General features: G+C 42.9%; 5 protein-coding genes. 2 read left to right on the forward strand and 3 right to left on the reverse strand.

Features of this window, described 5'->3' with window-relative positions; all coding sequences use genetic code 11:
* Positions 1-632: 632 nt before the first annotated feature.
* Positions 633-1,973: a CDP-diacylglycerol--serine O-phosphatidyltransferase gene (gene pssA / locus A142_RS23330; protein ID WP_019823830.1), complete on the reverse strand. Its 1,341-nt coding sequence runs from the start codon at positions 1,971-1,973 to the stop codon at positions 633-635.
* Positions 1,974-2,064: 91 nt separating this feature from the next.
* Positions 2,065-2,496, reverse strand: a complete 432-nt coding sequence (locus A142_RS23335; protein WP_019823831.1) for a GNAT family N-acetyltransferase — start codon at positions 2,494-2,496, stop codon at positions 2,065-2,067.
* A gap of 66 nt (positions 2,497-2,562) precedes the next feature.
* Here A142_RS23335 and murB point away from each other — a divergent pair, with 66 nt between their 5' ends.
* Both murB and birA read left to right on the forward strand, forming a co-directional pair.
* Positions 2,563-3,609, forward strand: a complete 1,047-nt coding sequence (murB, locus tag A142_RS23340) for a UDP-N-acetylmuramate dehydrogenase (RefSeq protein ID WP_029405554.1) — start codon at positions 2,563-2,565, stop codon at positions 3,607-3,609.
* Positions 3,606-4,571: a bifunctional biotin--[acetyl-CoA-carboxylase] ligase/biotin operon repressor BirA gene (birA, locus tag A142_RS23345; RefSeq protein WP_019823833.1), complete on the forward strand. Its 966-nt coding sequence runs from the start codon at positions 3,606-3,608 to the stop codon at positions 4,569-4,571. The genes murB and birA overlap by 4 nt, the downstream gene beginning before the upstream one ends.
* Positions 4,572-4,578: 7 nt before the next feature.
* Here birA and coaA read toward each other — a convergent pair whose 3' ends face one another.
* The gene (gene coaA, locus A142_RS23350; protein WP_019823834.1) at positions 4,579-5,502 is read right to left on the reverse strand and encodes a type I pantothenate kinase; all 924 of its coding nucleotides are present in this window, start codon (positions 5,500-5,502) and stop codon (positions 4,579-4,581) included.
* Positions 5,503-5,739: the final 237 nt, after the last annotated feature.

Genomic DNA, 5,739 nt, shown 5'->3' on the forward strand with positions numbered 1-5,739 from the left:
GCAGGGCTTTTTTACATTTGAAGAAAAGTGTTTTGCTTATAGGTTATATGGGTGCTGTAAAGATACTGAACCCCTGCACTTCACGCTATTCCATTAGAAAGCCTAGTCTGACGACTAGGCTTTCGTTGTTTACGGCGTATGCGTTTTGGATTTTGGCTGCAGATCCTTATCGCCAGCTATGAAGTACTTCTCTATATATCGGGAGGTGCTGCTTGGGAATACAGGTAGTCACTTCTAACTCTGATAGTTAAGCTAAATAGAGCAGAGCACTAATCTGATTGCTTTACTATGTGAAATTCCCTATCGCGTACGTACTTCGCCCTAAGGAGTGACGAACGTTATTGCTTGGATACGTAAAGGGTAATTGTCGATTATGTTCGTATTGGTACTCGTTTAGCTGCTCTCTGTATCTGATACACGTATCTATAGTCCTTAGACTGACTTTTAGGAAAAGATATGATTTTAACTTTTCAAACTATCACTCTTATTATGAATGAATCGAGATGTTGACTCGAAAGACCATCAAGCAAACCTATCTCGCTATCTCGCTATCTCGCTATCTCGCTATCTCGTAGATACAAAAACGCCTAGCGTTTGCTAGGCGTTGATAAATAGTGTCTCTAATACATCGACTACAGTATTTGCTTAAGCACCCTATCGGCTTTCACACGAGTGATCTTACGAATCAACTTCTGAACTTCCATCGGGTAGCTCTCTACCTTGTCTAACTGCTTATAAGTACAGATAAGCTGAGTGTGTTGAAGGATGTTATCCACTTCAGCCTGAAACTTGTCTGTAAGGTGATGGTAGTTATCTTGGATAAAGATACCGTTCTCTAGATCCAACTTCCATGCGCGTGGATTTAGATTATTACCTGTTAGTAGCATGTAGCGCTTATCTACCCAAATGCCCTTTAGGTGGAAGCTATTGGAATCGTGTTGCCAAAGTCGAATTGATAGATTACGGCTAGCAATATGAGCTTCATTCGCTTTAGCGAAACGACGTAAGTTCAATTCGTAAAGGTATGGCAGACCACCAATCGTTTTAAACTCTTCTTCTGGCGAGATAAAGAAATCATTTGCCGTCTTATCGCCAACGACAATGCTGACCTTTACGCCACGCTTTAGTGCTTTCTTCACTTCTTTAGCTAGGCTAGGTGGGAAGTTGAAGTAAGGTGTGCAGATAAAGATTTCATCTTTAGCTTGAGCGACGAGTTGATTGATCCCCTGATTCAGACGGTTACGTCTTTTACCGATACCAACCAATGGTGTTACAGCCACTTGGTCTGCTGAAACCTCTTGACCATCGAATTGATACTGAGATCTTGCCAAGGATGCTCGAAACTGACGAATCGCTGGTTTCAGTTCTTTGGTCGCAGGCTTGTTCTTATCTGCCAGGTCATAAACAGCGCTATCCGCAACCATCTGTTCGTGTACGTAGGTAAACATTGAGTCAGCAAGAGCTGAGTTGTTTAAAACGTGGTAACGATCAAAGCGATAGCGGTCATGGTAATTCAGGTAGATATTGTTAAGGCTTGCACCGCTGTATATTACGCTGTCATCGACGATAAAGCCTTTTAAGTGCAATACGCCAAAGACTTCTTTGCCACGAACTGGAATGCCATAGACAGGCACAGAATGCTGATATTTTTCAGCAAACTCTTTATACATGGCTGCATTGCCCTCAGAAGACTCTGCACCAATCAATCCACGCTGCGCTCGGTGCCAATCGACACAAACGCTCACGTCTAATTCTGGATTCTTTTGCTTTGCTTCATATAAGGCAGTTAGGATCTCACGGCCAGCCTCATCATCTTCAAGGTACAAAGCGACTAAACTAATACGAGTCGTTGCGCGAGATATCTCATCAAGTAGGCGAGTTCGAAACTCTTGCGCTGATAGTAGTACTTCAAACTTGTCAGGATTCTGCGCTATGGTTGGCAACTGTATGAATGGATTCCTACTGGCAATCATATTGACTGTTTTACCTTAAAAATATGCAAAATTGCGAACCTTTAATTTTACCAAAGGGATAGCACCAAATACTAGATAATCGAGGCATTCTCTAACAATTTTGCTGATAATGCATAGGAATGAGATCTTTTCCGCTATTCGAATAGCGCTCGTATAAAACTCTTAATCCATTTGGCAGATCTTTAGGGTCTACTCGTACGAATTCATGTCGCGCGTAAAAATTGGTGAGATGAGCGTAAGCAAAGCAGTAATCGTCTTCCGTAAGCGTATTTTGCGCACAATAATCCATAAGCTGCGAGCCTAATTGTTTGCCGCGATGTTGTTTTGATATAGCCATACCGGTAAGTAAGCGATTATTTTCTATTGTACGAAAACGCACGACTCCGCACAGCTCGTTATCCAGTAATAAAGAATAGATCAGTTCACTTTTATTCGCTTTTCCCGTTGGGTAATGTTCTTTATAGAAACGTTTAACTAGGGGAACCTTTACTGGGTCTAATTGAGTAATGATGACATTGTTCATTCAGTCACTGCGCCATTGGTTTATCTGCTGTAGAATGACCGCAGTGTAAGTTAATTGAATATCGCCATGCAATTCCATCTCAATGCTAGTTTAAAAAATGTTCATACTTTTTCCATCGATCAGACGTGTGATGCGTTGGTTGAAGTAACTACTACCGAAGAACTGATTTCGCTTTACAAAGACCCTAAATGGTCAGCTTTACCTAAGTTGATACTGGGTAAGGGCAGTAATATGCTTTTTACTGAGCACTTCGCAGGCCTGGTCATTGTGAATAAATTAGCCGGGATTGAGTTGACCGATACTGACAGTCACCACCTACTGCATGTAAGTGGTGGGGAGGATTGGCCAAGCTTAGTTGAGTGGAGTGTGGATAAAGGGCTTGGTGGGCTAGAAAATCTAGCAATGATACCCGGCTGTTCAGGCTCTGCTCCGATTCAGAATATTGGTGCGTATGGTGTTGAGTTGCAAGACGTATGCGGGTATGTCGATACCCTGTGCCTGGATACTTATACAGTTAAGCGATTAAGCAACGAAGAGTGTCTCTTTGGTTACCGAGATTCTATTTTCAAACATGCTCTCTACGGTAAAGCGATTGTTGTTGCGATTGGTTTAACATTGCCTAAAGAGTGGGAGCCATGTAATCACTATGGTCCGTTGAAAAGCCTAGCAGCCGATAGTCTCTCTCCTCGTACTATATTTGATGAAGTGTGTGCTATCCGTTCAAGTAAGCTGCCAGACCCTAGAGTACAAGGGAATGCAGGCAGCTTCTTCAAAAACCCTGTGATCACCAAAGATCATTTTGATCGCCTGTTAGCTCTATACCCAAACATTGTCGGTTATGAGAGTAATGATATGATCAAAGTCGCTGCTGGTTGGCTGATTGATCAATGCCAGTTCAAGGGCGTGATAGAAGGTGGCGCTCAGGTTCACCCCAATCAAGCATTGGTTATCATCAATTATGATGAGGCTTCTGCTGTGGATATCCTTAAGCTTGCAGAGCGAGTGCGTCAGTCCGTCTTGAATAAATTCGATATTCGATTGGAACATGAAGTACGTTTTATGGGGCGAGACCGCGAGACAAACCTAGATAAGGCTTTGGAGTCCCTGACATGAGAGAACACAGTACCAAGCTAGCGCTATTGAGATGTCTTGCTGACGGTGAGTTTCATTCAGGTGAAGACCTAGGTGAAATGATAGGTGTATCACGAGCGGCTATCAGTAAGCACATTAAAGGTATTCAAGAGTGGGGTTTAGATATCTACCGAGTACAAGGCAAGGGCTACAAGCTAGCAAGCTGTTTAGATATGCTTGACCAAGAAAAATTGTCTGCAGTTAGTCGCGATGCTTCTCTTGAGCTCATTCCAATCATAGGTTCTACAAACCAGCATCTATTAGAGCGAACTAACACCCTCGAATCGGGTTCTGTTTGTATTGCTGAATATCAAGCTGCAGGACGTGGACGCCGTGGACGAGAGTGGGTATCGCCATTCGGTGCAAACCTCTATCTTTCAATGTATTGGAGACTCGACGCAGGGATGGCTGCCGCAATGGGCTTAAGCCTTGTGGTTGGTGTCGCTGTTGTTGAAGCTTTGGAAGAGATGGGTGTAGAAGGTGTAAAGCTCAAATGGCCGAACGACCTTTACCACAATGACAAGAAGCTTGCTGGTATCTTGGTAGAGCTGTCAGGACAGTCCGGTGGCGCTGCTCATATTGTTATTGGTTTAGGGCTAAACCTATCCATGGATCCTACAACATCAGGTATTGGACAGCCATGGACTTCTCTTAAAGAGGTGTGTGACGGTCAGGTGCCAGAACGAAATCAGTTAGCGCAGGCTCTGATCAATGCCTGGGATAAATCTCTTGTTGATTATGAGCTGAAAGGGATGTCCAATTTTGTAGAGCGTTGGAACCGCTTGGATAATTTCTTAGGCCGCAATGTTAGGTTGATCATTGGACCTAGAGAAATTGAAGGTGTTGTTCAAGGCATCGATGAACAAGGTGCTGTATTGCTCAAAACTGAGAATGGTGTCGAGAGCTATATTGGTGGCGAGATATCGCTAAGAAAAGGCGACTAAGGCGTTACTATTTTCTTAGTAACACTTCTTCAACCATATGATCTGCGCCTTTACGTAGAATCAGGTGAGCCCTTTCTCTTGTCGGAAGGATATTTTGTTCAAGGTTCAAGCCATTAATTGAACTCCAGATACCTTCCGCTTTATCCAATGCGGCTTGGTTTGATAACTTAGTGTAATGACTAAAGTAAGAGCCAGGCTTAGTAAACGCACCATCGCGGAATTTCATAAAACGATTGACGTACCACTCTTTGATTTGTTGGCTATCAGCGTCAACATAGAGTGAGAAATCAAGGAAGTCTGAAATAAACACGCGATGTGGCTCGTGTGGATAATTCATTCCGGTTTGTAAAACATTAAGCCCTTCAATAATAAGCACATCTGGTAGGTCGACGCACTTAACGTCATCAGTAATATTGTACGTAAGATGCGAGTAAACAGGGGCTGTGACATTTCTCTTGCAAGCTTTTACATCCGAAACAAAGTTCACTAAACGCTTGATATCGTAAGACTCCGGAAAGCCCTTTTTGCTCATCAACCCTTTATCTTCTAACACCTCGTTTGGATATAAAAAGCCATCGGTTGTCACTAGTTCAACTTTTGGGTGGTTTTCCCAGCGAGAGAGTAGGGCTTTAAGCAGACGCGCAGTGGTACTTTTGCCAACGGCTACGCTACCCGCAATACCGATGATAAAAGGTGGCGCTTTCTCTTTTTTATCTAGAAATTGGTGGAGTACCGAGTTTCTATTCTGTCTGGCTGCCACATAGAGGTTCAATAGACGAGATAGTGGTAGATAGATCTCTACTGCCTCTTCCATTGTGAGCTTTTCATTGATGCCTTGAAGCTCCTTTAAGTCGCTCTCAGAAAGTGTCATCGGAACTAAATTCCTTAGCTCAGACCAACGTTCGCGGTCAAATGACATAAATGGGCTCATACAAAACTCTATAGTGGATAACAAAACAAGTGCATGGAAAATACATCAAGCGATAGATAAATAAAATATCTTCCTGTACTAGATGCGGGTTAAAGACGTAAACCTTGAGCTAAATAGCCGTATGTAGGAGTTTGGTGAGAGAATTTTGCACTTTTTTTCAATTTCCTATTGCAAGGTGGAAAATCATTCAATAAAATGCGCCCCACTTGTGCCGACTTAGCTCAGTAGGTAGAGCAA

Origin of the sequence: Vibrio splendidus 12E03 (assembly GCF_000272105.2) — a bacterium.
Lineage (GTDB): Bacteria > Pseudomonadota > Gammaproteobacteria > Enterobacterales > Vibrionaceae > Vibrio > Vibrio splendidus_I.